20 protein-coding genes, 3 pseudogenes and 1 riboswitch are annotated in these 26511 nt (G+C 70.8%); of the genes and pseudogenes, 14 read left to right on the top strand and 9 right to left on the bottom strand.

Features of this window, described 5'->3' with window-relative positions:
• Position 1: 1 nt before the first annotated feature.
• From STRVI_RS40710 to STRVI_RS40680, 7 genes are all read left to right on the top strand, one after another.
• Positions 2-796: a hypothetical protein gene (locus STRVI_RS40710; RefSeq protein WP_150112958.1), complete on the top strand. Its 795-nt coding sequence runs from the start codon at positions 2-4 to the stop codon at positions 794-796.
• 319 nt (positions 797-1115) lie between these two features.
• Positions 1116-1862 (top strand): serine/arginine repetitive matrix protein 2, encoded by a 747-nt coding sequence (locus tag STRVI_RS40705; protein ID WP_251983003.1) that lies wholly within the window; start codon positions 1116-1118, stop codon positions 1860-1862.
• A 343-nt stretch (positions 1863-2205) separates the two neighbouring features.
• Complete coding sequence (locus tag STRVI_RS40700; RefSeq protein WP_014061397.1) at positions 2206-3708, top strand: aldehyde dehydrogenase family protein; 1503 nt, start codon at positions 2206-2208, stop codon at positions 3706-3708.
• Positions 3709-3913: 205 nt separating this feature from the next.
• Positions 3914-5500, top strand: a complete 1587-nt coding sequence (locus STRVI_RS40695; protein WP_014061396.1) for a GMC family oxidoreductase — start codon at positions 3914-3916, stop codon at positions 5498-5500.
• Positions 5500-6600, top strand: a complete 1101-nt coding sequence (locus STRVI_RS40690) for a quaternary amine ABC transporter ATP-binding protein (RefSeq protein WP_014061395.1) — start codon at positions 5500-5502, stop codon at positions 6598-6600. Before STRVI_RS40695 ends, STRVI_RS40690 begins: the two co-directional genes overlap by 1 nt.
• A 46-nt stretch (positions 6601-6646) precedes the next feature.
• A complete protein-coding gene (locus STRVI_RS40685; RefSeq protein ID WP_014061394.1) occupies positions 6647-8668 on the top strand; it encodes an ABC transporter permease in 2022 nt (673 codons plus the stop codon).
• 1 nt (position 8669) lies between these two features.
• Entirely contained in the window at positions 8670-9647 is a 978-nt protein-coding gene (locus STRVI_RS40680; protein WP_014061393.1) for an ABC transporter substrate-binding protein, read from the top strand.
• Positions 9648-9683: 36 nt separating this feature from the next.
• On the opposite strand, the gene STRVI_RS40675 is transcribed toward STRVI_RS40680, so the two are convergent.
• Both STRVI_RS40675 and STRVI_RS40670 read right to left on the bottom strand, forming a co-directional pair.
• A complete protein-coding gene (locus STRVI_RS40675) occupies positions 9684-10070 on the bottom strand; it encodes a Uma2 family endonuclease (protein ID WP_050993854.1) in 387 nt (128 codons plus the stop codon).
• 35 nt (positions 10071-10105) lie between these two features.
• A pseudogene (locus STRVI_RS40670) lies at positions 10106-10291 on the bottom strand (carboxymuconolactone decarboxylase family protein); the annotation flags it as partial.
• A 2-nt stretch (positions 10292-10293) separates the two neighbouring features.
• On the opposite strand from STRVI_RS40670, the pseudogene STRVI_RS40665 reads away from it, so the two are divergent.
• A pseudogene (locus STRVI_RS40665) lies at positions 10294-10751 on the top strand (glutathionylspermidine synthase family protein); the annotation flags it as partial.
• 102 nt (positions 10752-10853) lie between these two features.
• Here STRVI_RS40665 and rocD read toward each other — a convergent pair.
• Positions 10854-12074 (bottom strand): ornithine--oxo-acid transaminase, encoded by a 1221-nt coding sequence (gene rocD, locus STRVI_RS40660; protein WP_014061392.1) that lies wholly within the window; start codon positions 12072-12074, stop codon positions 10854-10856.
• Between the two features lie 32 nt (positions 12075-12106).
• Positions 12107-12204, top strand: a riboswitch (ZMP/ZTP riboswitch).
• A gap of 39 nt (positions 12205-12243) precedes the next feature.
• Between rocD and glyA the strand changes: the two genes are divergently transcribed.
• The gene (glyA, locus tag STRVI_RS40655) at positions 12244-13515 is read left to right on the top strand and encodes a serine hydroxymethyltransferase (protein WP_014061391.1); all 1272 of its coding nucleotides are present in this window, start codon (positions 12244-12246) and stop codon (positions 13513-13515) included.
• A 355-nt stretch (positions 13516-13870) separates the two neighbouring features.
• On the opposite strand, the pseudogene STRVI_RS55260 reads toward glyA, so the two are convergent.
• A pseudogene (locus STRVI_RS55260) lies at positions 13871-14429 on the bottom strand (RNA polymerase sigma factor); the annotation flags it as partial.
• Positions 14430-14475: 46 nt separating this feature from the next.
• On the opposite strand from STRVI_RS55260, the gene trpS reads away from it, so the two are divergent.
• Together trpS and STRVI_RS40645 are read left to right on the top strand one after the other, a co-directional pair.
• Positions 14476-15489, top strand: a complete 1014-nt coding sequence (trpS, locus tag STRVI_RS40650) for a tryptophan--tRNA ligase (RefSeq protein ID WP_014061389.1) — start codon at positions 14476-14478, stop codon at positions 15487-15489.
• Positions 15490-15726: 237 nt separating this feature from the next.
• Positions 15727-16323: a 2'-5' RNA ligase family protein gene (locus STRVI_RS40645; protein WP_014061388.1), complete on the top strand. Its 597-nt coding sequence runs from the start codon at positions 15727-15729 to the stop codon at positions 16321-16323.
• 267 nt (positions 16324-16590) lie between these two features.
• Here the strand turns inward: STRVI_RS40645 and STRVI_RS40640 are convergent, their stop codons facing one another.
• Positions 16591-17331, bottom strand: coding sequence for an SDR family NAD(P)-dependent oxidoreductase (locus STRVI_RS40640; RefSeq protein WP_014061387.1), 741 nt, complete (start codon positions 17329-17331; stop codon positions 16591-16593).
• A gap of 168 nt (positions 17332-17499) precedes the next feature.
• Between STRVI_RS40640 and STRVI_RS40635 the strand changes: the two genes are divergently transcribed.
• Complete coding sequence (locus tag STRVI_RS40635; protein ID WP_043241429.1) at positions 17500-18534, top strand: YihY/virulence factor BrkB family protein; 1035 nt, start codon at positions 17500-17502, stop codon at positions 18532-18534.
• Positions 18535-18574: 40 nt separating this feature from the next.
• Here STRVI_RS40635 and STRVI_RS40630 read toward each other — a convergent pair whose 3' ends face one another.
• Complete coding sequence (locus tag STRVI_RS40630) at positions 18575-19828, bottom strand: D-alanyl-D-alanine carboxypeptidase family protein (protein WP_043237347.1); 1254 nt, start codon at positions 19826-19828, stop codon at positions 18575-18577.
• A gap of 178 nt (positions 19829-20006) precedes the next feature.
• Here STRVI_RS40630 and STRVI_RS55255 point away from each other — a divergent pair, with 178 nt between their 5' ends.
• Together STRVI_RS55255 and STRVI_RS51480 are read left to right on the top strand one after the other, a co-directional pair.
• Entirely contained in the window at positions 20007-20258 is a 252-nt protein-coding gene (locus tag STRVI_RS55255) for an SCO4848 family membrane protein (RefSeq protein ID WP_043241427.1), read from the top strand.
• 841 nt (positions 20259-21099) lie between these two features.
• Positions 21100-22368, top strand: a complete 1269-nt coding sequence (locus STRVI_RS51480; protein ID WP_435532642.1) for a metallophosphoesterase — start codon at positions 21100-21102, stop codon at positions 22366-22368.
• Between the two features lie 36 nt (positions 22369-22404).
• On the opposite strand, the gene STRVI_RS46830 is transcribed toward STRVI_RS51480, so the two are convergent.
• From STRVI_RS46830 to sdhA, 3 genes are all read right to left on the bottom strand, one after another.
• Entirely contained in the window at positions 22405-23799 is a 1395-nt protein-coding gene (locus STRVI_RS46830) for a VanZ family protein (protein WP_014061383.1), read from the bottom strand.
• A 180-nt stretch (positions 23800-23979) separates the two neighbouring features.
• A complete protein-coding gene (locus STRVI_RS40610) occupies positions 23980-24753 on the bottom strand; it encodes a succinate dehydrogenase iron-sulfur subunit (protein ID WP_014061382.1) in 774 nt (257 codons plus the stop codon).
• Positions 24753-26507 carry a succinate dehydrogenase flavoprotein subunit gene (gene sdhA / locus STRVI_RS40605; protein ID WP_014061381.1) on the bottom strand — a complete coding sequence of 585 codons (1755 nt, stop codon included), beginning with the start codon at positions 26505-26507 and terminating at the stop codon, positions 24753-24755. Before sdhA ends, STRVI_RS40610 begins: the two co-directional genes overlap by 1 nt.
• Positions 26508-26511: the final 4 nt, after the last annotated feature.

The raw sequence follows: 26511 nt of genomic DNA, 5'->3' as shown, positions 1-26511 counted from the left end.
GATGAGCACACCGGGCGGCGAGGGGAGCCGCCGATGGAACGAGGAGGCCCAGCGTTGGGTGGGCGAGGGCGCGGAGCCGCCGGCCCCGGGCCGAAGACCACCCAATCCGCATCTGGGCACGGTGCTTCTGGCGGTGCTCGCCGTGGTCCTGGTCGGCGGGATCGGCTTCGGCACCTGGAAGTTGGTGTCGGGCGGCGGGGATGACAAGCCCGGGGCGGACGGCGGTTCGCCCTCGGCCTCGTCCTGGTCACCGTCGGCCGAGCAGCCCTCGGCGGTGCCGTCGGAGCCGTTCTCGGAGACGACCTCGGCGCCGCCGTCGGTGTCCACGGACAGCACGCAGGAGCCGCCGGCGGACTATGTGCGCACCACCGACGCGGAGGGGTTCCGGCTGGATGTGCCCAGGGGCTGGCAGCGGGTCAAGCGCGATACCGGGGTGTTCTACGAGTCGTCCGACGCGAGCAGCCTGATCCAGGTCTTCGAGCTGACCGAGCCCGCCGTCACCCCGTACGAGGCGCTGCGCCAGGCGGAGACGGGGCTCAAGAAGAACCCCGACTACCAGCGGTACGAGCTGAAGCGGCTCGGCCCCGGCGACGACGCGGACGCGGAGCTGGAGTACGGCTACCGCAGCGCCAAGTACGGCCCGCGCCGAATACTCGACCGCGCCTTCACCGGCCCGGACCAGGTGCAGTACGCGGTGCTGATCGCGGGCCCGGCCGACGACTGGCCGCAGCAGCGGGAGCGGCAGCGCATCGTGCTGGCGTCCTTCTGCCCCACCGCCTACTGCCCGGCCACCTGACTGGGGGTAGGGGATACGGCGGGCACATCCGGCGGCGGGCACATCCGGGGGCAGACGGCGGGCACGGAACGGCGGCAGGCAGCGGGGGGCACAGGACGGCGCACCGAAGGCGACATATCCGTATCGGTGGGGTGACGGAGGGTGGGGCGGCCCTCGAACCGGGTACACCGATGTCGGTCGGCGCGGCTTGTCGGCTTATGGGAGCAGAGTTCCACTATCGGGGGGATAGATGACCATGCATGACGGGGGAGTGCCGGGAGCGCCGGGAGGGCCGGGAGGGCCTGGGCAGGACGCCCGGGGGGCACTGCGGGCGTTGGCGGTGACGATCTTCCTGGTCGCGGGGATCGCGTTTTCCGGATGGGTGGCCTTCGGCGGCGACGGCACCTCCCGCCATCAGGCGGGCCCGCTGCCCTGGGACCAAGGGAGCCCCACGGCCACGCCGAGCGCGGACGCCTCGCAGCCGAACGATCTCTATCCCTCGCCCGGGCCCGGGACCGGTGGGCCCACCGATCTCCCGACCGATCTCCCCACGGACCTGCCGACCGGGGCGTCCCCGTCCGCGACGCCCTTCGGTACCCCGTCCTCTCCCTCCCTGACCGGTGCCGCCCCGCCCGCGGGCTACAGCACCCAGGCCGACCCGGCCGGGTACCATCTCGCGGTCCCGGACGGATGGCGGCGGACGGCCGAGGGCCCCAGCGTCTACTACACCTCGCCCGACGACAGCACCGTGATCCAGGTCTTCGAGCTGCACGGCCCCGAGTCGACGCCGTACGAGTCCGCCCAGGAGGCCGAGCGGATCGCCTCCACCCACCGCGACTACGAGCAGATCGCCCTCACCCGGCTGGGCTCGGCCGCCACGGACCCGGCGCAGCTGGAGTACACGTACCAGTCCAAGAGCGACGGCCACCGCCGGATGCTCGACCGCCGCTTCGCCGCCCCCGATGGCACGATGTACGCGGTGCTGGTGATCGGCCCCTCCGGGGACGGGGACCGCGTGGAGGAGCGGGAGGTCCACCAGGCGGCGGTGGACACCTTCTGCCCGACCGCCTACTGCACGGCTTCCTGACGCCGGCTGCCTACTGCACCGCTTCCTGACACCGAGCCGACCGCCCGGCTTCCCGTACCGGGACCGCTTCCCGTACCAAGACCGCTTCCCGTGCCGGGGCCGCTTCCCGTGCCGGGACCGCCTACCGCACCGGGACCTGGCAGCCTCCTGACACCGATCGACGTGCACCAGCTCTTGACAGATCGGCCGATCATGACCCGGGAGGCCGGTTCCGCCTGCGGATCACGTGAGCCGGCCCACTTTCTCTTGCGAATCGCGCATAGGTTCCCACCTTCCGGTTAGGGGTCCATGTTGCTGGCTTGGGCCAGCGGCAAAGTTCGCAGAACCGGAAGGCAGAATTCACGTGGCGGCAGTCGAGACCATTCATGTGGACGGCGTGTGGCAGGCAGCCGTATCCGGGGCGCAGCGGGAGGTTCTCGACCCCGCGGACGCCAAGACCCTCGCCGTCGTCGCCGAGGGTGGCCTCGAGGACACCGACGCGGCGGTCGCGGCCGCGCGTCGCGCCTTCGACCAGGGCCCCTGGCCCGGGACGCCGGTGGCCGAGCGGGCGGCGCTGCTGCGCCGCGTCGCCGAGCTGCTGCAGCGCGACCGCGAGACGATCGCGCTCATCGAGAGCCGTGACACCGGCAAGACCCTGGAGGAGGGGCGGGTCGACGTCGACGACGTGACCAATGCCTTCCGCTACTTCGCCGACCTGGCCGCGGGCGAGTCGGCCGGGCGGGTCATCGACGCGGGTACCCCCGATGTGCACAGCGTCGTGGTCCATGAGCCGGTCGGCGTCTGCGCGATGATCACCCCCTGGAACTATCCGCTGCTCCAGGCCAGCTGGAAGATCGCCCCGGCGCTGGCCGCCGGGAACACCTTTGTGATCAAGCCCAGCGAGGTGACCCCGCTGTCCACCGTCCATCTGGTGCGGCTGCTGGCCGAGGCCGGGCTGCCGGCCGGGGTGGCCAACCTGGTCACCGGCACGGGCGACCCCGTGGGCGCCCGGCTGTCCGAGCACCCCGATGTGGACCTGGTCTCCTTCACCGGCGGGCTGATCAGCGGCACCAAGGTGGCGCAGGCCGCCGCGCCGACGGTCAAGAAGGTCGCGCTGGAGCTCGGCGGCAAGAACCCCAATGTGGTCTTCGCCGACGCCTGCGCCACCGCCGAGGGCTTTGACACCGCCGTCGACCAGGCCCTGAACGCCGCCTTCATCCACAGCGGCCAGGTCTGCTCGGCCGGTGCCCGGCTGATCATCGAGGAGTCGGTGCGCGAGCGGTTCATGGCCGAGCTGGCCCGCCGCGCGGAGAAGATCAAGCTGGGCCGTGGCACCGAGGACGGTGTCGAATGCGGTCCGCTGGTCTCGGCCCAGCAGTTGGACAAGACCGAGGCGTATGTGGCGTCCGCGCTGGAGGAGGGCGCCCTGCTGCGGTGCGGCGGCAAGCAGCCGGAGCCCAACGAGGTCCGCCCGGCCACCGGCTACTTCTACCTCCCGACCGTGCTCGACCAGTGTCATCGCGAGATGCGGGTGGTGCGGGAGGAAACGTTTGGGCCGATTCTGACCGTCGAGTCCTTCCAAACCGAGGACGAGGCCGTCACACTCGCCAATGACACGGAGTACGGACTGGCCGGCGCCGTCTGGTCCGCCGACACCGCGCGGGCGCGCCGCGTCGCCGCCCGGCTGCGGCACGGCACCGTGTGGATCAACGACTACCACCCCTACCTTCCGCAGGCCGAATGGGGCGGTTTCGGCAAGTCCGGGGTCGGGCGCGAGCTCGGTCCCGCGGGCCTTGACGAATACCGCGAGACCAAGCACGTCTACGAGAACCTGCGACCGAGCCCGGTGCGCTGGTTCGCCGGCTGACGCCCCGCCGCCGACCCCGCCCGGGGCTCGGCCGGGCCCGGACACGTCCTCCGGGGCCCGGGCCCGGCCGCACCCCATCGCGGCGACCGGCGGCGGAAGACCCGTGGACACCGAGGCACCCAGCAACACCCCCACCCCAGGGGCGGCAGCCCCCGTCCCGCACCGGCGTGAGCCGTTTGGGTAAGACCGCGAGGAGTAACCCCACATGTCCGTACCTGTCGTATACGACTATGTCGTCATCGGCGGCGGCACCGCAGGATCGGTGATCGCTTCCCGGCTCACCGAGGACCCGGACATCCGTGTCGCCGTCATCGAGGGCGGACCGTCCGATGTCGACCGCCCCGATGTGCTCACCCTGCGCCGCTGGCTCGGGCTGCTCGGCGGGGACTTGGACTACGACTACCCCACCACCGAGCAGCCGCGCGGAAACTCGCATATCCGGCACAGTCGGGCGCGGGTGCTCGGGGGGTGCTCCTCGCACAACACCCTGATCTCCTTCAAGCCGCTGCCGGGCGACTGGGACGAGTGGTCCGAGGCCGGCGCCGAGGGCTGGGACGCGGAGTCCATGGACCCGTACTTCCAGCGGCTGCGCAACAACGTTGTCCCGGTGGACGAGAAGGACCGGAACGCGATCGCGCGGGACTTCGTCGAGGCCGCCCAGTCCGCCGCCGGGGTGCCGCGGGTCGAGGGGTTCAACAAGCAGCCGTTCCATGAGGGCGTCGGCTTCTTCGACCTCGCGTACCACCCGGAGAACAACAAGCGCTCCTCGGCGTCGGTCGCCTATCTGCACCCGTTCCTGGACCGGCCCAACCTCCATCTGATGCTGGAGACCTGGGCGTACAAGCTGGAGCTGGACGACACCGGCCGGATCACCGGCGTCCATGTCCGCACCAAGGACGGCGAGGAGATCGTCGTCCGGGCCGAGACCGAGGTCCTGGTCTGCGCGGGCGCCGTGGACACCCCGCGGCTGCTGATGCACTCCGGTATCGGCCCCAAGTCCGATCTGGAGGCGCTGGGCATTCCCGTCGTCCACGATCTGCCGGGCGTCGGCGAGAATCTGCTCGACCACCCCGAGTCGGTCATCGTGTGGGAGACGGACGGCCCGATCCCGGACAACTCCGCGATGGACTCCGACGCGGGCCTGTTCATCCGGCGGGACCCCGAATCCCGGGGCCCGGACCTGATGTTCCACTTCTACCAGATCCCGTTCACCGACAATCCGGAGCGGCTGGGCTACGAAAAGCCCGAGCACGGCGTGTCGATGACCCCCAACATCCCCAAGCCGCGCAGCCGCGGCCGGCTCTACCTCACCAGCGCCGATCCGTCCGTCAAGCCCGCCCTCGACTTCCGGTACTTCACGGACGAGGACGACTACGACGGCCGCACGCTGGTCGACGGCATCCGGGTCGCGCGTGAGATCGCCAAGACCGAACCGCTGGCGAGCTGGCTCAAGCGCGAGGTGTGCCCGGGCCCGGAGATCACCTCGGACGAGGAGATCAGCGAGTACGCCCGCAAGGTCGCGCACACCGTGTACCACCCGGCGGGCACCTGTCGTATGGGTGCCTCGTCGGATGAACTCGCCGTTGTCGGCCCTGATCTGCGGATCCGGGGTCTGAACGGCGTCCGTATCGCCGACGCGTCCGTCTTCCCGACGATGCCGGCCGTGAACCCGATGATCGGAGTCCTGATGGTGGGCGAGAAGTGCGCTGAGCTGCTGTTCGAGGATCGCGACCGGGAACGGCACAGGCCCGACGACCGGGCTGCCACGCTCGCGCCGGGAGGTGAGGCGTGATGGCCACGACCCTGGTCCCCGAGACGCCCGACACCCCCAAGATCCCCGAGAGCGGCGAGCGCGCCCCGGTGTTCTCGGTCCGCGACCTGTGGAAGGTCTTCGGCCCGAAGGCCGAGCGCATCCCCGGTTCCGCCGAGGCGGAGCTGCCCGCCGGCGAGCTGCGTGCCCGCACCGGCTGCACCGCCGCCGTCCGCGAGGTCTCCTTCGACGTCCAGCCGGGCGAGGTCTTCGTGGTCATGGGGCTGTCCGGCTCCGGCAAGTCCACCCTCGTACGCTGCCTCACCCGGCTGATCGAGCCCACGTCCGGGACCCTGAAGATCGACGGCGAGGACGTCCTGGCCATGGACAAGGCCCGGCTGCGCGATCTGCGCCGGCACCGCGCCGCCATGGTCTTCCAGCACTTCGGACTGCTGCCGCACCGCTCCGTCATCGACAACGTCGCCTACGGGCTGGAGATCCAGGGGATGGGCAAGGCCGAGCGCCGCGCCAAGGCCGCCGAGGTGGTGGAGAAGGTCGGTCTCACCGGTCTTGAGCGCCGCCGTCCCGGACAGCTCTCCGGCGGTCAGCAGCAGCGGGTGGGCCTGGCCCGGGCGCTGGCCGTCGACCCCGAGGTGCTGCTCTTCGACGAGCCGTTCAGCGCGCTCGACCCGCTGATCCGCCGCGATATGCAGGAGGAGGTCATCCGCCTGCACCACGACGAGGGCCGGACGATGGTCTTCATCACCCATGACCTCAGCGAGGCGCTGCGGCTCGGCGACCGCATCATGCTGATGCGCGACGGCGGGATCGTGCAGCTCGGCACCCCGGAGGAGATCGTCGGCTCCCCGGCGGACGACTACGTACGGGACTTCGTCCGCGACGTTCCGCGGGAGCAGGTGCTGACCGTGCGCCGCGCCATGCGCCCCGCGACGTCGGATGAGCAGGACGGCGGGCCGGCGCTGGCCCCGGGCACCACGGTCGCCGACGCGATCGAGGCCGTGGCCCGCACCGGCGGCCCCGCGCGCGTCGTGGACGACGGCCGCTGCCTGGGCGTCGTCGACCACGCCTGTCTGCTCAGCGTCGTCGCGGGCCTGGACGGCAAGGGGGTGGCCGCGGCATGAGCATCGCCTCGACCCTCTCTCCGCCGGGCCGCACCGGGGGGCGCGTATGAGTGCCACGGCCACCCGCCCCTCCACCGACCCCGCCACCGACCCGGCCGCCACCGGGACGGCGGCGGCCGAACCGCGCCCGTCCCTGGTGGGCTCCGCCGTCCGCAGCCCCGCCGCGCGCAAGCTGGCGGTGCTCGTGGTGATCGCCGCCGTGCTCATACCGCTCGCGCACGCCAAGTGGGCGAGCGGTAGCTGGCCGCACGCGCTGACTGTGGATGTGTCCGGACCGCTCGGCGATGCCAGCGACTGGATCCTCGACAACCGCGACAGTCACTGGATCTTTCTCTACTTCTTCGGCCACGTCAGCAACGTCATCATCATTGGTGTCCGCGCCGTCTATGTGGCTCTGCTCGCCCTCGGCTGGGCCGGTGTCACCGCCGGGCTGACCTTGATCGCCTGGCGGGTCGCCGGGGTGCGGATCGCGGTCACGACCCTGGTGTCCTTCGCCATCTGCGGACTGCTGGGCATGTGGGTGCCGACGATGCAGACGCTCGCGCTGATGGCCATCGCCGTCACCGCCTCCGTCGTCATCGGCGGACTGCTGGGCCTGGCCGGCGGCCTCTCGGAATGGGCGTTCCGGGTGCTGCGGCCGGTGCTCGACACCATGCAGGTGCTGCCCGCGTTCGCGTATCTGCTCCCCGTCGTGATGATCTTCGGCAACGGCGTGCCCGGCGCGGTGCTGGCCACCGTGATCTACGCGGCTCCGCCCATGGCCCGGCTCACCGCCCTCGGCCTGCGCGGCGCGGACGCCGGGGTGCTGGAAGCGGTGACCTCGCTCGGCGCGACCTGGCGGCAGCGGCTGCTGTCCGCCCGGCTGCCGCTGGCCCGCAAGGAACTGCTGCTGGGCATCAACCAGACGATCATGATGGCGCTGTCCATGGCCGTCATCGCCTCCGTGATCGGCGGCGGCGGTCTCGGTGACCGCGTCTACCAGGCGCTGTCCAGCGTGGACGTCGGCAAGGCGCTCGCCGCCGGCCTCCCGATCGTGCTCCTCGCCGTCATGATGGACCGCACCATCGGATCGGCGGGCGAGCGGCTCGGCGAGCCCCCGGCCGAGGGCGGGCCCCGGCTGCTGCGTGGCTGGCCCGCGTGGGCGGGGGCCGCGGTGGTCACCGCTGTCATCACCGTCGTCGGACGGCTGACCGGCTCCCAGGCCTGGCCGACCGGCTGGACCGTCGCCATCGAGGAGCCCGTCAACCAGTTCAAGGAGTGGATGGTCGACCACCTCTACACCGGAGTGCCGGTCGTCGGCGGCACCGCCGACTGGGCCGCGGACTACGTCAAGTGGATCCTCGACCCGCTGCGCGAGGGGCTGCAGGGCCTCCCGTGGTACGCGGTGCTGCTGATCGTCGCGGCGCTGGCCTGGCTGATCGGCACCTGGGCCACCGCGCTGACCGCCACCGCCGCCATGGCCGCGATCGGTGTGCTGGGAGTGTGGGAGCCGTCCATGGACACCCTCTCCCAGGTGCTGGCGGCCGTCTTCGTCACGCTGGTCCTCGGTTTCGCGATCGGCATCTGGGCCGCGCGCAGCACCCGGCTGGAACGGATGATGCGACCGGTGCTGGACATGTTCCAGACCATGCCGCAGTTCGTGTATCTGATCCCCGTGGTCGCGCTGTTCGGCGTCGGCCGCGCCCCCGCGGCGGCCGCGGCCATCGTCTACGCGCTGCCCGCCGTCATCCGCATCACCACCCAGGGGATCCGGAACGTCGACCCGGCCGCGCTGGAGTCGGCGCGTTCGCTCGGCGCCACCCAGGGGCAGCAACTGCGCCAGGTCCAGCTCCCGCTGGCCCGCCCGGCGCTGCTGCTCGCCGTCAACCAGGGCGTGGTGCTGGTGCTGGCCGTGGTCGTCATCGGCGGTCTGGTCGGCTCGGGCGCGCTCGGCTACGACGTGCTGTTCGGCCTGGCGCAGGGCGATCTGGCGACCGGTCTGGTGGCCGGCACGGCGATCGTCTGCCTGGGGCTGATGCTCGACCGCGTGACCCAGCCGACCGCGCGCCGCGAAAGGAAGGGGGCTTGAGATGGCTCGCACCCGCATTCAGCTGCTGATGGCCGTCGCCGGGATCGCGGCCGTGTTCACCGCGACCGGCTGCGGCGCGGCGGATATGACCAAGCAGTCCTCGCCGTACGCCAATGTGGGCGGGGCGAAGAGCGTCACGCTCTCGGTCCAGTCGTGGGTCGGCGCCCAGTCCAATGTCGCGGTCGCCCAGTATCTGCTGGAGCATGAGCTGGGCTACCGTGTCGACACCGTCCAGGTGGACGAGATTCCGGCGTGGGACGCGCTCAGCCAGGGCCGGGTGGACGCGATCCTGGAGGACTGGGGCCACCCGGAGCAGGAACAGCGCTACGTCAAGGACAAGAAGCTGATCGTGCCGGGCGGCGGGCTCGGCGTCACCGGCCATATCGGCTGGTGGGTGCCGAAGTACTTCGCCGACAAACATCCGGACGTGCTGAACTGGAAGAACCTCAACAAGTACGCCAAGACCTTCAAGACCGCGGAGAGCGGTGGCAAGGGCCAGTTGCTGGACGGTTCCCCGTCCTATGTCACCAATGACAAGGCGCTGGTGAAGAACCTGAAGCTGAACTACCAGATCGTCTTCTCGGGTTCGGAGGCGGCGCAGATCACCCAGATCAAGCAGTTCGCCAAGGGCAAGAAGCCGTTCCTGACGTACTGGTACGAGCCGCAGTGGCTGTTCAACCAGGTGCCGATGGTCGAGGTCAAGCTGCCCAAGTACACCGACAAGTGCGCGAACGAGGGCACCAAGGACCCCGAGTCCATCGACTGCGCCTACCCGACCACACCGCTGCAGAAGTACCTCAACGCGGACTTCGCGAAGCAGGGCGGCAAGGCGTCGGCGTTCCTGAAGAAGTTCCACTGGACCAAGGACGACCAGAACGAGGTGTCCGAGCTGATCGCCTCGAAGGGAATGTCGGCCCAGGACGCCGCGAAGAAGTGGGTCGAGGCGCATCCGGACGTCTGGAAGAAGTGGATGCCGTGAGCCCGGATCGCGCTCAGGGCAGCCTGGGCGACCGGATTACTTGAGGAAGCCCGCGGTGTCGAGTTCGAGGCCGAGCGGTTCGGGGAGCGTCAGCGGCTCCCCGAACGCCGCTCGGTGCTCATCCCGGTAGCGGCCCTTTCCGTCCGGTGCGGAGTACACGGTCGTGGAGCCCTCGTCGTCGTCCGGGTCGACCAGCAAATAGATCGGCACGTTGGAGTGGGCGTAGCCCTTGACCTTGGCCTGGAGATCGCGAGCTCGTGTGGAGGGCGATGTGATCTCGGCGACGAGCAGGACGTCACCCGCCTGGACCTGCCACTCCTCCATGCTCTTCAGCGCTTCCGACTCACAGATGAGCAGGTCCGGGATGAACCTCTCTTCTGTCGCGGGGAGGAAGACCGTGGCGATGATTCCGACGTCGGACAACGGCCCCCGTCATCAACGACGACGGGGGCAGATGGTCACACGGTCGGCTTGTATGCGCCGGGGGTCATACGGGGGGTCACACCGATCCGGTTCCAGGCGTTGATGGTGAGGGTCAGGGCGATCACCTGCGCCAGCCCCTGCTCCTCGAAGTGCTTGGCGGCGCGCGCGTAGACCTCGTCGGGGACGAAGCCGTCGGTCAGGACGGTGACGGCCTCGGTCAGGGTGGCTGGCCACCGACCGGTTCCGCCCGCGGGTGCTGGACACCCTCGACAACGGGGGCGGCACCGGATCCACGCTGTGGATCGAACCGGCCTGGAAGATGCTGCTGTCCAACAAGGCGCCGCTGGCCGTGTTGTGGGAGCTCTTCCCGGACCACCCCAACCTGCTGCCCGCCTACCTCGACGGCCCCCGGGAACTCGCCCGCACCACCGGCTATGTGGCCAAACCGCTGCTCGGCCGCGAGGGGGCCGGGTCACCGTGCACCCGCCGGGCGAGGAGCCCGTCCTCCGCGATGAGCCGTGCTGCTACCAGGAACTGGCGCCGCTGCCAGACTTCGACGGCAACCGGGTGGTGCTCGGCACCTGGGTCGTCGAGGGCGAGGCGGCGGGACTCGGCATCCGCGAGTCGGCGGGGCTGGTGACGGATGAGTACGCGCGCTTCATCCCCCATGTGATCCTCTGAACCACACCGAGCCCTCTGAACCACAGTGATCTTCTGACCCGTGTGGGGCCTCCGACCCGCACGGGGCCTTTGAGCAGGGCAGGTCCACCGAGCCGTACCGGGTCATTCGGCCAGCACCGCCCTGAGTTGGTCCAGCGCCCACTCCAGATCCTCCTCGCTGATCACCAGGGGCGGGGCGATCCGGATGGTGGCGCCACGGGTGTCCTTGACCAGCACTCTGCGGTCCATGAGCCGCTCGGAGATCTGCCGCCCGGTGCCCCGTGACGGATGGATGTCCACCCCTGCCCACAGCCCCCGGCCACGCACCTGCTCAACTCCCCTTCCCACGAGGAGCCCCAGCTCCCGGTGGAGCAGCTCGCCCAGCGTGGCCGAGCGCCGCTGGAACTCCCCGGTCCGCACCATGGCGATGACTTCCAGGGCGATCGCGCAGGCGAGCGGGTTGCCGCCGAAGGTGGAGCCGTGCTCCCCGGGGCGGTGCACCCCGAGCACCTCACCGGAGGACACCACCGCCGATACCGGCACCACTCCGCCGCCCAGTGCCTTGCCCAGCACATAGACATCGGGGACCACCCCCTCGTGCTCACAGGCGAAGGTGGTGCCGGTGCGCCCGAGGCCCGACTGGATCTCATCGGCGATGAACAGCACATTCCGCTCCCGGGTCAGCTCCCGGACCCCGGCCAGATAGCCGGGCGGCGGCACCACGACTCCGGCCTCGCCCTGGATCGGCTCCAGCAGCACGGCGACCGTCTCCTCGGGCGCGGCGTCGAGCGCCGCCTCCATCGCCGCCAGATCCCCGTACGGCACGATCGGGAACCCGGGGGTGAAGGGGCCGTGGTCGGCGCGGGCCTCCGGATCGGTGGAGCAGCCGATGAGGGTGGTCGTCCGGCCGTGGAAGTTGTCCCTGGCGGCGATGATCCTGGCCCGGCCGTCCGGTACGCCCTTGATCCGGTAGCCCCATTTACGGGCGGTCTTGATGGCCGTCTCCATCGCCTCCGCCCCCGTGTTCATGGGCAGCACCATCTCCATGCCGCACAGCTCGGCCAGCTCGGAGCAGAAGGCGCCGAAGCGGTCATGGTGGAACGCGCGGGAGGTGAGGGTGACCCGGTCCAGCTGCGCCTTGGCGGCCTCGATCAGCCGATGGTTGCGATGCCCGAAGTTGAGCGCCGAGTATCCGGCGAGCAGATCGAGATACCGGCGGCCCTCGACATCGGTCATCCAGGCGCCTTCGGCGGACGCGACGACGACCGGCAGCGGATGGTAGTTGTGTGCGCCATGGGCCTCGGCGGCGGCGATGGCCCGCTCCGCGGAGCGTCCCGATCCCATCTTGTCCTCCTTGTCTCACTAGCTAGAGTGGGGGTGCGCATCGTGACTGGCGAGCCGAGCGTGGAACCGACCACGAGGAAGCGATGCGCGGCCTTAGCGCCACGAGGTGCCGCCCGCCTGGGCACCCCGGGACACGACCGGACCGTCACCGATCGCCCCGGAGGACTCGATGAGCCTGCCTCTTTCCCATCCCGCCCTGTCGGCCGCCGACCCCGAACTCGCCTCCCTCGTCGGCTCCGAGGAGCTGCTGCAGTCCGAGACCCTGCGCCTGATCCCGAGCGAGAACTATGTGTCCGCCGCCGTCCTGGAAGCCTCCGGGACGGTGCTGCAGAACAAGTACAGCGAGGGCTACGCCGGCCGCCGCTACTACGAGGGCCAGCAGATCATCGACCAGGTGGAGACCCTGGCGATCAACCGGGCCAAGGCCGTCTTCGGCACCGAGCACGCCAATGTGCAGCCCTACTCCGGCTCGCCCGCCAACCTCGCGGTCTATCTGGCCTTCGCCCAGCCCGGTGACACCGTGATGGGCATGTCACTGCCCATGGGCGGTCATCTCACCCACGGCTGGGGCGTCTCCGCCACCGGCACCTGGTTCCGCGGTGTCCGGTACGGGGTGCGCCGGGACACCGGCGCGATCGACTTCGACCAGGTGCGCGAGCTGGCCCTCGAGGAGCGGCCCAAGCTGATCTTCTGCGGTGGCACGGCGGTGCCCCGCACGATCGACTTCGCCGCCTTCGCGGAGATCGCCCGCGAGGTGGACGCGGTGCTCGTCGCCGATATCGCGCATATCGCCGGTCTGATCGCGGGCGGCGCCCACCCCTCGCCCGTTCCGTATGCCGATGTCATCTCCACCACCACTCATAAGACGCTCCGGGGCCCGCGCGGCGCGATGCTGATGGCGCGCGAGACCCATGCCAAGGCCATCGACAAGGCCGTCTTCCCCGGGCTGCAGGGCGGTCCGCACAACCAGACCACCGCCGCCATCGCGGTGGCCCTGCACGAGGCCGCCCAGCCCGCCTTCCGTGACTACGCCCATGCCGTGGTCGCCAACGCCAAGGCGCTCGCCGAGGAACTGCTCGCCCGCGGCTTCGATCTGGTCTCCGGCGGCACAGACAACCATCTGATCCTGATGGACCTGACGCCCAAGGAGGTGCCGGGCAAGGTCGCGGCCAAGGCCCTGGACCAGGCCGGGATCGTGGTGAACTACAACACCGTCCCCTACGACCCGCGCAAGCCCTTCGACCCCTCCGGCATCCGGATCGGCACCCCCTCCCTCACCTCGCGCGGTCTGTCCACCGAGCACATGCCCGCCGTGGCCGACTGGATCGACCGCGGGGTGACCGCCGCGAAGAGCGGTGACCAGGGCGCCCTCATCAAGATCCGGGCCGAGGTGTCCGAGCTGATGGCGGGCTACCCGGCTCCCGGTCTGCCGACCGGCTGACGCCGCCCGCGGGCCCCTGCCCGGCCTCCAGGCCGGGCAGGGGCCGCCACCACTGCTCCTCCCGGATCCGGTCGTCGGCCACTGGCACCGGCAGGCCCACGATCCGGGCGAGCACCCGCTCGACCAGCGTCTCCCCGCCCTCCAAGGGCATGTCTCCCTCCGGGGGTGCGCCGCCCGCCTGCGACACGCCGTGTCGCGATGGTGCGCCGGACGGCGGTATCTCCACCGCTCGCCCGAGCGCCCGCAGCTCTCCGGGCAGCCCTTCCTCGGCCATCTCCTTCGCCTCCCCACTCGGTCCCATCGGCCGTCCGCTGAGTCACCTCAGCCGTCCACCGCGCCCCATCGGCGGTCTCCGACGGCCCCAGCAGCCGCTCCAGCCGTCTCAGAGCGCGACTCAGCCGTGATTTCACCGTGCCGCGAGGCCAGCCCAGCGCCTCCGCGGTCTCCCCCTCGTCCAGATCCAGCAGATAGCGGTAGATCACCACCCGCCGCTGCGGCTCGCTCAGCTCCTCCAGCGCGGCCAGCAGCCGCTCCCGCCGCTCGCCCGCCAGCGCCACGGCCGCCGGATCGGCGGACTCCGGTATCACCGGCTCGGCCCCGCCCAGCAGGGCTCCCTCCCGGTCCGCCGCCGTCCGCCTCCGGCGCGCCGAACGCACCGCGTTGCTCGTCTCATGGGCGACGATCCGCAGCAGCCAGGGCCGGAACGCCGCCTCGCTATCGAACCGCCCCAGCGCGAGATACGCCTTCACAAAGGCGTCCTGCACCACATCCTCGGCATCCGCGCCCGCCCCAAGCAGCCGGGCGGTGCGGTGCGCGATCGGCGCATGGGCCCGCACCAGCTCGGCATATGCCTCGGTGTCGCCGGCCAGCACCCGCGCGATGATCTGTGCTTCACGAGTCCTCACACCTTTCATACACCGGCGGACGGAGTCTGGTTCCACACCTGAGAGAATGGGTGCCATGGCCCTCGATCGTCCCCGTGCGCTCTCCGGTATCCAGCCCACCGCAGGTTCCTTCCACCTCGGCAACTACCTCGGTGCGATCCGGCAGTACGTCGCGCTGCAGGAGACCCACGACGCGTTCTACACCGTGGTCGATCTGCACGCGATCACCGTGCCGCAGGATCCGGCGGAGCTGCGCGCCAACAGCCGGCTCGCCGCCGCCCAGCTCCTCGCCTCCGGCCTGGACCCGGACCGCTGCACGCTCTTCATCCAGAGCCATGTGCCCGAGCACGCCCAGCTCGGGTGGGTGATGAACTGTCTCACCGGCTTCGGCGAGGCGTCCCGGATGACGCAGTTCAAGGACAAGTCGGCCAGGCACGGCGCCGACCGGGCCACCGTCGGCCTCTTCACCTATCCGATCCTGCAGGTCGCGGACATCCTGCTCTACCAGGCCAATCACGTCCCGGTCGGCGAGGACCAGCGCCAGCACATCGAGCTCACCCGGGATCTGGCCGACCGCTTCAACGGCCGCTTCGGCGAGACCTTCACCGTCCCCGAGGCGTACATCGTCAAGGAGACGGGGAAGATCTACGACCTCCAGGACCCGACGATCAAGATGAGCAAGTCGGCGTCCACGCCGAAGGGCATCGTCAGCCTCCTCGACGAGCCCAAAGTCTCCGCGAAGAAGATCAAGAGCGCGGTGACCGACCTCGAGACGGAGATCCGCTACGACGAGGAGAAGAAGCCGGGCGTCAGCAATCTGCTGACCATCTACTCCACCCTGACCGGCACCTCCATCCCGGAGTTGGAGAGCCGTTACGAGGGCAAGGGCTACGGCGCGCTCAAGACCGAGCTCTCCGAGGTGCTGGTCGAGTGGGTCACGCCGTTCCGCGAGCGGACCCAGGAATACCTCGCCGACCCCGCGACGTTGGACGGAATCCTGGCCAAGGGCGCCGAGAAGGCCCGAGCCGTCGCCGCCGAGACGCTGGCCGCCGCCTACGACAAGGTGGGCTTCCTGCCCCCCGCGCGCTGAGCGGCACGTCGAGCGTCGTTCGCACCACCCGGTGAGCACGGCGCGCCCCGCGCACGTATGGGATACGGACCCGCGCGGACAGCGGAACACACCGGTCCGGCCCCCTGACCAGGGGGCCTGTGGATCGGTGTGTGGAAGAACCGAGGAATCTAGCCGCGAAGGCGGCGCAGCCGCCACACTGACACGGGTGCAGCGGCCAAAACTCAGCAGCCCGGGAGGGCCAGGAGGGAGAACGCAGTGGGGACCGTAACGCTCGGCGTTTCGATCGCGGTCCCGGAGCCGTACGGCAGCTTCCTCCAGGAGCGGCGCGCGGGCTTCGGGGACCCGGCCGCCCATGGCATCCCCACTCACGTCACCCTCCTGCCACCGACCGAGGTCGACACCTCGGCACTGCCCGCCGTTGAGGACCATCTGGCGCGGGTCGCGGCCGAGGGGCGGCCGTTCCCGATGCGGCTGGAGGGCACCGGCACCTTCCGACCGCTCTCGCCGGTCGTCTTCGTCAAGATCGTCGAGGGCGCGGAGGAGTGCGCGGTGCTGCAGGAGCGGATCCGGGTGGAGTCCGGGCCGTGCGCGCGGGAGTTGCAGTTCCCGTACCACCCGCATGTCACGATCGCGCACGGCATCGACGAGGAGGCGATGGACCGGGCGTTCGGCGAGCTCAAGGAGTACGAGGCCGCCTGGACGATCACCGGCTTCGCGCTGTACGAGCAGGGGGCGGACGGGGTCTGGCGGCTGGACCGCGAATACCCGTTCGGGTCGGACGAACTGCCGGACGGCGCCTCGCCCGTGGTGCCCCGTCAGGCCGATCTCTCGCGTCCGGCGGCGCCCCGCTAGGCGCCCCGCCAAGCAGCTCCGCCGGAATTCCGTGCGCCATCTGCGGGTCCGTCGTGGCTGCTCGCGCAGTTCCCCGCGCCCCTTCGGGGCGCCCCGCTAGGCGCGCCGCTGGGGTTTCCGGTGCGTCGGTCATCTGCGGGTCCGTGGTGGCTGGTCGCGCAGTTCCCCGCGCCCCTTCGGGGCGCCCCGCTAGGCGCGCCGCTGGGGTTTCCGGTGCGTCGGTCATCTGCGGGTCCGTGGTGGCTGGTCGCGCAGTTCCCCGCGCCCCTACGGGGCCCGTCGGGGCAGCAGGCGGCGTGCCGCCATTGTCAGTCGCAGTGCGCCCGGTGCCCAGACGATCGCGGAGCGCCTCCGCAGCCCCTCTTCGATGGCCTCGGCGACCGCCTGGGGCGTGGTGGCGAGCGGTGCGGGCCGCAGCCCGGCCGTGAGCTTCGTACGGACGAAGCCGGGGCGGACGACCATCACATGGACGCCCGTGCCGCGCAGCGCGTCCCCCAGCCCCTGTGCGAACGCGTCGAGCCCGGCCTTGGCGGAGGCGTGGATGAAGTCGGTGCGGCGGACCCGTCCCGCGGCGGCCGAGGAGAGCACCACCAGCGAGCCGTGGCCCTGGCGGCGCATGGCGTTGGCGCAGATCAGGGCCGAGGAGACGGCGCCGGTGTAGTTGGTCTGGGCGACGCGGACCGCCGCCGGAGGATCGGTCTCGTCCCGCGCCTGGACGCCCAGGACCCCGAAGGCCAGCAGCACCAGATCGATGTCGCCCTCGGCGAAGACCTTGCCCAGGGTCACCTCGTGGGCCTCGGGGGCGAGCGCGTCGAAGGGCACCGTAAGGGTCTCGGCACCGAGGTCCCGAAGCTGCCGGGCGGCCGACTCCAGGGCGGGGGAGGGGCGGCCGGCCAGCCAGACCGTACGGGCGCGACGGCTGATCAGGCGGCGGACGGTCGCCAGGGCGATCTCGGACGTGCCGCCCAGGACGAGCACCGACTGCGGGGAACCGACCACGTCCTTCATGGGGTGAACGTATCCCCCGATGCGGGGCATATGGAGTGATTGTGGGTCCGTACTCACTGCCTCACCGAAAAGAGTGATGAGCGGAGCGGCTGTCCGGGGAACCCGGATATCCGTATCGCGCACCGGCGCGCCGAGGAGTGACACCGCGCAGAAGGGTACTTGCTGATCATGGAATCGTTGACCCGGCTGCCTGTCGTCGGCCCCGCGATGGCCTGGCTGACGCGTACCCACGCCTGGCGTACCTACGAACGGCTGGACCGCGTCCACTGGACCCGGCTCGCCGCGGCGATCACGTTCACCAGCTTCATCGCCTTCTTCCCGCTCATCGCCGTCGGGGCGGCGATCGGCGCGGCGACGCTCAGTCAAGCGCAGATGGCCCAGTTGCAGAAGAAGATCGCCCAGCAGATCCCGGGTATCTCCGGCCAGCTCGACCTGGGCGCACTGGTCCAGAACGCCGCCACGATCGGAGTCGTCGCCGCCGTCCTGCTGCTGTTCACCGGCATCAGCTGGGTGGGCTCACTACGCGAGTGTCTGCGCGCCGTATGGGAGCTGGAGGAGGACCCCGGCAACCCGCTGGTGCGCAAGGTCAAGGACGCCTTCGTGCTGATCGGGCTGGGCGGTGTGGCGCTCGTGTCGTTCGCCGTGTCCGCCCTGGCCGCCACCGCCGTGGGCCGGATCGCCCGGCTCATCGGCATCCCCGAGAACGGGATCGGCGGCTGGCTGCTGCGGATCGCCGCGTTCGCCATCGCCGTCTGCGCCGACCTCGTGCTGCTGAGCTACGTCCTGACCTGGCTCCCCGGCGTGCAGCCGCCCCGCCGTACGGTCGTGGTCGCCGCGCTCATCGGCGCGATCGGCTTCGAACTGCTCAAGGTGCTGCTCAGCAGCTATCTGAAGGACGTGGCGGCCAAGAGCATGTACGGGGCGTTCGGGGTGCCCATCGCCCTGCTGCTGTGGATGAACTTCACCGCGAAACTCACGCTGTACTGCGCCGCCTGGACCGCCACCCCGCCCGCCGCCCAGGCCGAGCACGAGGCCGAATGGGCGGCCGAGGCGGACAAGGCCGAGCCGTCCGAGGGGGACAAGGCCGAGCCGTCCGAGGGGGACAAAACCGAGCCGTCCGAGCCGGACCGGACCCAGCCGTCCGAGCCGGAGGTCGAAAAGCCCCGCGCCCGCAGGCCCGAAGGCCCGCAGGCGGCGGCGTGACGGCGACCGTAAGAGGGCCGGCTCGGCCGTAAGGGCTCGCTCAGTCGCGCGAGCGGCGCCGCACCAGCTCCGGCAGCGGCCAGCGGCGGTGCACCCCGAAGGCCACCGCGCCCAGCAGCGCCAGTGAGCCGCCCGCGATGCCCACCGCGGTCCACGCCCCGCCGGAGCCCCCGTTGTCCGTGGAGACGGACGCCTGGGCGTGCTTGTGGCCGTCCTCGCCGCCGGCCGAGGGGTGGCTCGCGCCCGCCGCGCCGGGGCGGACGAGGGTGCCGACCGGGTTCACCGAGCCCGCCGCCTTGAAGCCCCAGTCGAAGAGCCTCGCGGTCTCCTTGTAGACCTCGTTCGCCTCCTTCTCCTGCGGATTCATGACGGTGACCAGCAGCACCCGGCCTCCGCGCTGGGCGACCCCGGTGAAGGTGGCGCCCGCGTTCGTGGTGTTGCCGTTCTTGACCCCGGCGATGCCCTTGTACGGCTCGACGCCGAAGCCGGTCAGCAGCCGGTTGGTGTTCTGGATGCCGAAGCTGGAGCGCTTCTTCTTGCCCTTTTCGAACGTGCCGGGGAACTGCGCGGTCGCTGTCGAGCAGTACTCCCGGAAGTCCGCCTTCTGCAGCCCCGAGCGGGCGAAGAGGGTCAGGTCGTACGCGCTGCTGACCTGGCCCTTCTCGTCGTAGCCGTCGGGTGTGACCACATGGGTGTCCCCGGCGTTCAGATGCTTCGCGTGTGCCTGCATCTCGCTTACGGTCGCCGGGACACCGCCGTTCATCGCCGACAGCACATGCACCGCGTCGTTGCCCGAGCGCAGGAAGACGCCGAGCCACAGGTCGTGGACCGAGTAGGTGTAGTTCTCCTTGACGCCGACCAGGCTGCTGCCCTCACCCATCCCCTCCAGGTCGGAAAGCTGCACCTTGTGGGTCTTCGTCTTCGGCATCTTCGGCAGCAGCGTGTCCGCGAACAGCATCTTCAGCGTGGACGCGGGCGGGAGCTGCCAGTGGGCGTTGTGCGAGGCGAGCACATCACCGGATTGGGCGTCGGCCACCAGCCAGGACTTCCCGCTGAGCTCCTTGGGCAGCGCGGGCGCGCCCGCCTTGGGATCCACCTGGGTGTCGGGGTAGCCGAGCCGCTTCCCGCCCACCGTGGACATATGGGCGGGCGGCTTGACCGCCTCGGTGGAGCCGCCAGGCTGATCGGCGGCGTGCGCCGGGGCGGCGGCGAGCGGCCCGCACAGCAGGAGGGCGGCGGCGGTGGCGGCCAGCGGCGCGGCGGCGCGGCGGGCGGGGGTACGGCGACTGCTCATGCGGGTGCTCTTGCCGGTGCTCTTACGGGTGCGGTCTCGGACGTGAGTGCTGGTGAAGGAAGGTGTGGGCACGGAGGTGAACGTACCTGGCGTCGCTGAGGAGAGCGAAAGCAGCGCCGACGTATTGACGGCAGACCCCCGCGTGGAGGTATCCGGGGCCGTGCCCATACTGGAACCCATGAAGCTCAGCCGCCCCGTGTCCTGGTTCCTGCTCGCCTTCGGGGTCTGGAGCTGGGTCATCTGGTTCACCTTTGTCAAAAATTTGTGGAAGGACGCCAGCGGACTCGCCTTCGACGACTCCGGCGACCCCACCACGTACTTTTGGGTGCATCTGCTGCTCGCGATCACCTCGTTTCTCTTGGGGACGGCGATCGGGGTCATCGGGTTGCGTGGGGTGCGCGCTCTGCGTCGAAACGACGCCTCCGAGTAGCCGTTCCAGGCAGCCGTCGGGTAGTCGGCAGGGGAGGGGACCGGGGATGGTCGTGCTCTATGTCCTGATCGCGTCGGCCGTCATTGGTCTGCTGACCGGCGTCCACTGGTATGTGTGGCGGCGGCTGGTCGGCGACACGACGGCGCGCGGGGGATGGGCGCGCCGTACGGGCACGGCGGCGGCCTTCGTGCTGCCGCTGATGAGCGTCGGCGCGGTGATCTCGGGCCGCGCGGGCGCGCCCTTCGCGCTCCAGCGCGTCCTGGCCTGGCCGGGCTACCTGTGGCTGGCCCTGCTGCTGTACCTGACCCTCGCCCTGCTCGTGGGTGAGGCGGTACGGCCTCTGCTGGGCGCGTGGCTTGGCCGTCGCAAGCCCGCCGAGCCCGCCGAGCCCGCCGAGCCCGCTGATGTGCGGTCGACCGAGGGCCCGGCGGCGGTTGCGGATGCGGCTGCCGCCGCCGCGCGGACAGCGGATGCCGGTTCGGCGGTGACCGCCGACGACACCGGCGCCGTCGGCCCCGCCCCGGCGGCCGTCCGCGCGGACGGCCGCGAGGGCACGGCGGCCGGGGATGGCGCGGGCGGGGACGGCCCCGTCAGCGCCGCCGCGAGCAACGCCGGCGTTGGGACGGTGGCACCCGAGGGGTCGTCGGGCGGGGTGCCGACGGCGCTCGCCGACGACAGCGGGGCCGCCGCGACGGCGGTGTCCGACGGCGGGGCCACAGCCATGGCAAACGGCACGGTGGCGATCAGGGATGGCGTGGGCGGGGCTGGCAGGGCCGCCGTGGACAGCCCGGTGGGCGCGTTGGACGGCCCCACGGGTCGGGCGTCGGAAGGCGCTGCGGGCCTGGTGAAGGACGCGGTCGGGGACGGCGAGGGCGCGGCTGCGGCGAGCGGGGCGGCGGCGTCGGCCGGGAGCGTCTCGGACGGGGCTGCCAAGGCCGCCGGGGGTGGGGCTGCGAAGACTGCCACGGGCGGGGTTGTCAAGGTCGCGGCAGGCGCGGCAACCAAGGGCCCTGCGGCCGGGGCGGCCAAGTCGGCTGCCAAGGCCGCCGGGGGCGGGGCTGCGAAGACTGCCACGGGCGGGGTTGTCAAGGTCGCGGCAGGCGCGGCAACCAAGGGCCCTGCGGCCGGGGCGGCCAAGTCGGCTGCCAAGGCCGCCGGGGGCGGGGCTGCGAAGACTGCCACGGGCGGGGTTGCCAAGGTCGCGGCAGGCGCGGCAACCAAGGGCCCCGCGGCCGGGGCGGCCAAGTCGGCTGCGGAGGCCGCCACGGACGGCGCGGCGCCCGCCGCCTCGCGGCGGCTCTTTGTCGCGCGGGCCGTGGCCGTCGGTGCCACGGCCGTGGCTGCCGGAACGGTGGGGTACGGGACGTACACCGTGTTGCGCGGGCCGCGGGTCAAGAGGATCACCGTGCCGCTCGCCAAGCTGCCGCGCCGGGCGCACGGCTTCCGGATCGCCGTCGTCAGCGATATCCACCTCGGGCCGATCCTGGGTCGCGCCCACACCCAGCGGGTCGTCGAGGCGGTCAACCGCACCAACCCCGACCTCATCGCCGTCGTCGGCGACCTCGTCGACGGCAGTGTCGCGGACCTCGGCCCGGCCGCCGAGCCGCTGCGCGCGCTGCGCGCCCGTCACGGCAGCTACTTCGTCACCGGCAACCACGAGTACTACTCGGGCGCCGACGAGTGGGTGGACCATGTGCGCGAGCTGGGCCTGCGTCCCCTGGAGAACGAGCGCACCGAGCTGCCCGGCTTCGATCTCGCCGGGGTGAACGACGTCGCGGGCGAGAGCGAGGGGCAGGGCCCCGACTTCGGTAAGGCGCTCGGCGACCGTGACCGCTCGCGTGCCTCCGTGCTGCTCGCCCATCAGCCCGTGGTGATCCACGACGCGGTGAAGGCGGGCGTCGATCTCCAACTGTCCGGCCACACCCACGGCGGCCAGGTGTGGCCCGGCACCTATGTGGCCGAACTCGCCAACCCCACCGCCGCCGGTCTTGAGCGGTACGGCGACACCCAGCTCTATGTGACCCGTGGCGCGGGCGCCTGGGGCCCGCCGGTACGGGTCGGGGCGCCACCGGACGTCACCGTGGTGGAACTGGCCTCGACCCGTACGTGAGCGCCTGAGCGCCCGCCATCCCGTCCCCACCCCGCATCAGCGGGAGTCGGCGCCGGACCGCTGAACCTCCGCCGAGCCGGTGGGACCGGTGGGACCGACGGGACCCGGGGTGACCAGCGGCCGGTCGAGGTCCCTCGCCGGTGCGTCGTCGTCGGCGGCTCGCGCCACCGCCCCCGCCACCGCGACCGGCCCCGACCGGTCGGCGGCCTGCGCGGCAGCCCGTACGCCGCCGCCCTGCGCGTCGGCCCGCTTGGCGCGGCGGTGCGGCAGCGGGGCGTTGCGTATGCCCGAGATGCGGTCGTGCGGGGCCAGCCGGTCCGGATGGCGCAGCGTCTTCCGTGCGCAGGTGGCGGTCAGCGCGAACCCTGCCATCACCGCCAGCAGTTGGATGGGGCTCAGCGCCGTAAGGACCGCCGCCGCGCCCTGGGCGCCCGAATCGCGGACGGTGGCGAACAGACCGGACGGCCACGGCTCGCGCAGCAGGGTCAGCATGGCCAGGAACAGCCCCGACAGGAACGGCATCACCAGTGCCCCGAGCAGCAGCGCGCGCAGGGTGAGCCGCCAGGGAACCAGCGGGCCGCCGTCGTCCGCCACCAGCTTCAGCAGCAACAGCCGCTTGCCGGGGGTCGCGCCGGTCGCCAGCGGCAGGAGGATGAACCAGGCCACGAAGATTCCGACCGGTATCCATGAGGGGGCCGCGCCGCCCTGATAGGTCATCACGGCCGCGGCAAACACCGATGCGACGGCATATCCGGCCACATCCACGACCAGCGCCGTCAGCCGCCGCCCGAACGGCACCGGACGTGCCGCCAGCGCCCGCCCGTCCAGCGCCTCCAGCGCGGGCAGCATCCGCGCGACCGGCCCGGCCAGCAGCCAACCGATCACCGCTCCCGCCGTGTTGACGATCATGTCGTCCACGTCGAAGAGGCGGTACGGGCAGTTGTAGAGACCCCACACCCCGGTCCACTGCGTCAGCTCGAAGGACATCGAGACCACGAAGCCGATCACGGCGGTGGCGCGCAGCGAGCGCCCGAAGTGGTAGCGCAGGAAGACGCCGAGCGGCAGAAGCAGCAGCAGATTGAAGACGGTTCCGGCGACGGCGGGGTTCTGGAGGACCAGCGAGTTGAGCCCGACCTTGTGGTGGGCCTCTTTCCAGATGTCGCTGAAGGTGTTCCCGGGCATCCACTGCGGATGGGCGACCATCGCGAACCGCTGGCACATGTCGCCGGTCTGCTTCGGCAGCGGCACGATCGTCATGCAGAAGGCGGTGAGCGAGTAGTAGAGGAAGCCGTACAGCGACAGCGTCCGTCCTCGGGACATCACGCCATGACGGCGGTACAGGACGACGGCTGTCGGCAGCAGCAGTAAGAGTGCCAGCAGCGGGAAGAGCGCGGCGGCGGTCTTGATCGGCAGAAGGTGGGCGGTGGCCATGCGCAGGACTATACGTCATGTGTATACATCGCGTGTATAGCTCCCCGGCGTGCGCCGATACGACAAGGGCCCCGCCCCCGGAATCCGGGAAGCGGGGCCCTCGCCCACAAGCTCCGAGCCAAAAGCTCCGAGCAACAAGCTCCGAGCCAAAAGCAAGCTCCGAGCCAAAGGCTCCGTGCCTCAGAAGCGGCGCGTGATCAAAGCGCGCTTGACCTCCTGAATGGCCTTGGTGACCTCGATGCCCCGCGGGCACGCCTCGGTGCAGTTGAAGGTGGTGCGGCAGCGCCAGACGCCGTCCTTGTCGTTCAGGATCTCCAGCCGCTGCTCACCGCCCTCGTCGCGGGAGTCGAAGATGAAGCGGTGCGCGTTGACGATCGCCGCCGGGCCGAAGTACTGGCCGTCGTTCCAGAACACCGGGCACGAGGAGGTGCACGCGGCGCACAGGATGCACTTGGTGGTGTCGTCGAACCGCTCACGGTCCTCGGCGGACTGCAGTCGCTCACGCGTCGGCTCGTTGCCCGTCGTGATCAGGAAGGGCATCACATCGCGGTACGCCTGGAAGAACGGCTCCATGTCCACGATCAGGTCCTTGAGGACCGTGAGCCCCTTGATCGCCTCGACCGTGATGGGCTTTTCCGGGTTGATGTCCTTGATCAGCGTCTTGCAGGCCAGCCGGTTGCGGCCGTTGATCCGCATCGCGTCGGATCCGCAGATGCCGTGGGCGCAGGAGCGGCGGAAGGTCAGGGTGCCGTCCAGTTCCCACTTGACCTTGTGGAGACCGTCGAGGACGCGCTCCTTCGGGTCCATGTCGATCTGGAAGTCCTCCCAGACCGCCTGGTCCGAGACCTCCGGGTTGAAGCGCCGGATCCGGAAGGTGACGGTGATCAGGTGCGAGGCGGTGGCGTCGGCCGCCTCGGGGGCCTGGTCGGACTTCTCGAGGGTGGGGGTGCTCATCAGTACTTACGCTCCATCGGCTGGTAGCGGGTCTGCACGACCGGCTTGTAGTCGAGGCGGATGGACTCGGAACCGTCCGCGCCCACCTCTCGGTACGCCATGGTGTGCCGCATGAAGTTGACGTCGTCGCGGTTCGGGTAGTCCTCGCGGTAGTGGCCGCCGCGCGACTCCTTGCGGGCCAGCGCGGAGATCGCCATGACCTCGGCCAGGTCGAGCAGATTGCCCAGCTCGATGGCCTCCAGCAGATCGGTGTTGAACCGCTTGCCCTTGTCCTGGACGCTGACGTTCTTGAACCGCGCCCGCAGGTGGCCGAGCTCCTCGACGGCCTCCTTGAGCGTCTGCTCGGTGCGGAAGACCATGACGTTCTTGTCCATGGTCTCCTGCAGCGCCTTGCGCACCTCGGTGACCCGCTCGGTGCCGGTCGCGTCCCGCAGGCTCTCCACCTGGTTCTGGACGAACGCGGCCGGGTCCTCCGGAAGCTCGACGAAGTCGGCCCTGGCGGAGTACTCCGCGGCGGCGATGCCCGCCCGGCGGCCGAAGACGTTGATGTCGAGCAGCGAGTTGGTGCCCAGGCGGTTGGCGCCGTGCACCGAGACGCAGGCGACCTCGCCGGCCGCGTACAGGCCCGGGACGACGGTGTCGTTGTCCGCCAGCACCTCGCCCTGGACGTTGGTCGGGATGCCGCCCATCGTGTAGTGCGCGGTCGGCTGGATCGGGATCGGGTCCGTGTACGGCTCGATGCCCAGGTAGGTCCGCGCGAACTCGGTGATGTCGGGCAGCTTGGCGTCCAGTTGCTCCGGCGGCAGGTGGGTCAGGTCCAGATAGACGTGGTCGCCCTCCGGACCGCAGCCGCGGCCCTCGCGGATCTCCGTGTAGATGGACCGCGACACCACGTCTCGCGATGCCAGGTCCTTCATGACCGGCGCGTACTTCTCCATGAAGCGCTCGCCGTCCTTGTTGCGGAGGATGCCGCCCTCACCGCGGGCGCCCTCCGTCAGCAGGATGCCCATCCGCCAGATGCCGGTCGGGTGGAACTGGAAGAACTCCATGTCCTCCAGCGGCAGCCCGCGCCGATAGGCGACCGCCTGGCCGTCACCGGTGAGGGTGTGCGCGTTGGAGGTCACCTTGAAGAACTTGCCGCAGCCGCCGGAGGCGAAGACGACGGCCTTCGCCTGGAAGACGTGCAGCTCACCGGTGGCCAGCTCGTAGGCCACCACACCGGCGGTGCGCTTGACCCCGTCGACCTCGGTCATCAGGAGGTCCAGGACGTAGAACTCGTTGAAGAACTCCACGCCCTCCTTGACGCAGTTCTGGTACAGCGTCTGGAGGATCATGTGGCCGGTGCGGTCCGAGGCGTAGCAGGACCGGCGGACCGGGGCCTCGCCGTGGTTACGGCTGTGGCCGCCGAAGCGGCGCTGGTCGATGGTGCCGTTCGGGGTGCGGTTGAACGGCAGGCCCATCTTCTCCAGGTCGAGGACGGAGTCGATGGCCTCCTTCGCCAGGATCTCGGCGGCGTCCTGGTCGACCAGGTAGTCACCGCCCTTGATCGTGTCGAAGGTGTGCCACTCCCAGTTGTCCTCCTCGACATTGGCGAGGGCGGCGGCCATGCCGCCCTGCGCCGCGCCGGTGTGGGAGCGGGTCGGGTAGAGCTTGGTGAGCACCGCGGTGCGGCTGCGCTTGGTCGACTCGATGGCCGCGCGCATTCCGGCCCCGCCGGCGCCGACGATGACGGTGTCGTACTTATGGATCTTCATGAGT

The organism is Streptomyces violaceusniger Tu 4113 (assembly GCF_000147815.2).
Taxonomy (GTDB): Bacteria; Actinomycetota; Actinomycetes; order Streptomycetales; family Streptomycetaceae; genus Streptomyces; species Streptomyces violaceusniger_A.
The sequence above is the reverse complement of the archived record's forward strand: the minus strand, read 5'-3'. Positions and strand labels throughout refer to the sequence as shown.